The organism is Roseomonas sp. KE2513, assembly GCF_016107305.1.
Classification (GTDB): Bacteria; Pseudomonadota; Alphaproteobacteria; order Acetobacterales; family Acetobacteraceae; genus Roseomonas.
Genome location: NZ_RCVR01000119.1, coordinates 1 through 2,231, shown reverse-complemented (window position 1 = coordinate 2,231; position 2,231 = coordinate 1). Strand labels below are relative to the sequence as shown.

The following is a 2,231-nucleotide window of genomic DNA, read 5'->3' as shown; positions in this document are numbered from 1 at the left end:
TATCAAGCGACATCGGGAACCCATCCGGTGACGACACCGGGAACCCAGCCACCTCCGCTCCTATGATGCCCCGGCGGATGCCGGTGCGGGTGTTGCCTTCAGCAGGCCCGAGCGGCGCTTCTCGCGCAGCCGGTAGCTGTCGCCTCGGATGGTCAGCACGTGGCTGTGGTGCATCAGGCGGTCCAGGATAGCGGTGGCCACGACCTCGTCGCCCAGCACCGTTCCCCAGTCGCCAACGGCGCGGTTGGAGGTGATCAGGATGCTGCCCCGCTCGTAGCGGCGGCTGACAAGCTGAAACAGTAGGTGCGCCGCCGCGGGCTCGAACGGCAGGTAGCCGAACTCGTCCACGATCAGCAGCTTCGGTTTGGCCAGTTGCGCCAGACGCTGCTCCAGCTTTCCCTCGGCGTGCCCCTGCACCAGCATCGTCACGAGCGCCGTTGCCGGAGTGAACAGCACCGAGTAGCCGTGCCGGACCGCCTCACGCCCCAGCGCGATCGCCAGGTGCGACTTGCCGACGCCGGGCGGCCCCTGGATCAGCAGCGCGTCGCCGTTGGCCACCCAGCGGCAGGTGGCCAGGTCGCGCACCTGCCGGGGATCCAGCGAGGGCTGGGCGGAGTAGTCGAACCCCTCCAGCGTGCGCTGATGGGGGAACTTCGCGATGCTGGTGGCCATTTGGATCCGCCGCTCCTCGCGGTGTGACACCTCCGCCCGGCACAGCAGGGCCAGGGTTTCCCGCAGCGACAGATCGCCGCGTGCCGCCTCGTCCAGCAGCCCATCGAGCCGGTCACGCATCGCCGTCAATTTCAGCCGGGCCAGCATGTCCGGCAGCGTGTCCACCGCGGCGCTCACCAGCCGCCTCCCGCGACCTGCTCGTACTCGGCGAGCGGCCGCAGCAGATCGATCTCCAGCCGCGTCCCGGGTGACGCAGCCTCGGGACCGCCGTTGCGAGCCCGACCCTGGTGAGATGGCACGATGCCCTGCAGGTGGGCCCGTTCGACGGCGCGCTCGCGGCGGCCGAGCCGCCGGTCGTGGCAGGCCACCTCGACCCCGGCATGGTGGATGTGGATCCGGCCGCCGCCGACCTGGACAGTGACCGCTGCCCCGATCAGCCGCCACGGCACGCTGTAATGGTTGGTGTCGACGTTCACGCAGGCGTCGTTCCCGACCTTGCGGGTCAGCTCGCGCAGCGCCTGGAACGGAGGCCGACCGTTCAGCGGGCGCAGCGCCGCGGCCTCCTCGCGCTCGAACCGCGCGATCGGCGCCTCGCCCGTTGTCCCGTGCACCCTGACATCGGCCACCTCTCGCATCCACCGGGCCAGGTGCGCCTCCAGGGCGCCCCAGGAGGCGAAACGCCGCCCCGCGATGGCATTGTGCTTGACGTACCCGACCCCGCGCTCGTCCTTACCTTTGGTGCGCGCCCGATAGGGTGCGCAGGCCACCGGCCGCACCTCCCAGTACCGCGCGAACGCGTGCAGCCGGTCGTTGAACTCCACCTCTCGCGTGGCCGCGTCGTGATGCCGGACCAGGGCACGGGCATTGTCCATCAGCAGCTCGCCCGGCAGGCCGCCAAAGTGGTGGAACGCGCCCTCGATCCCCTCCAGCCAGGCCGACTGCCGCTCGTGCCGGAAGGCCCGGGCATAGACGCGCCTCGAGTAGCCCAGCGTCGCCACGAACAGGTACACCCGCCCCGGATCCTCACCCTCGATCATGATCCGGCTCTGCCCGAAGTCGATCTGCAGTTGGCGGCCGGGCGGCGTCTCGAACCGCACCGTCGCCCGCGCCTCCGCCGCGAGCTCGCGCCGCAGGTGGGACACAGCGCGCTCCACCGTGCGCAGGCTGACCACGACGCCCAACTCGGATGCCAGCTCCTGCCGCACCACGTCCGCGTTGCCCCGGTGACGCCGGAGCCGCTCGGCCAGCCAGCCCGCCTGTCCCGCCAGCAGGCTCGGCCGGGTTGGAATCCGGCACGGCGCCCAGCCGCCCGCCGCCAGGTACCGCTGTACCGTCTCCCGGTTACACCCCACCTCGGCCGCAATCCGCCGCGTGCCCCAGCCCAGACCATGCAGCCGCTGCATCGCCGCCACCTCGTCCGGCGTCCTCATCGCCTGTCTCCGCCCATCCCTGCCGGGCGGAAATACGTCCGATCGATCCCTCAACTCGCCTCTCCCTGCTCGTCAGGGTGGCTGGGTTCCTAATGACGCCTCCGGATGGGTTTACCCTGTCGCCCGACA

General features: G+C 70.9%; 2 protein-coding genes. Both read right to left on the bottom strand.

Annotation, left to right across the window (positions count from 1 at the left end):
* Window positions 1-60: 60 nt before the first annotated feature.
* Window positions 61-849: an IS21-like element helper ATPase IstB gene (gene istB / locus D9599_RS30470; protein ID WP_309228769.1), complete on the bottom strand. Its 789-nt coding sequence runs from the start codon at window positions 847-849 to the stop codon at window positions 61-63.
* A complete protein-coding gene (istA, locus tag D9599_RS30465; protein WP_198385088.1) occupies window positions 846-2,102 on the bottom strand; it encodes an IS21 family transposase in 1,257 nt (418 codons plus the stop codon). The genes istB and istA overlap by 4 nt, the downstream gene beginning before the upstream one ends.
* Between the last annotated feature and the right edge of the window lie 129 nt (window positions 2,103-2,231).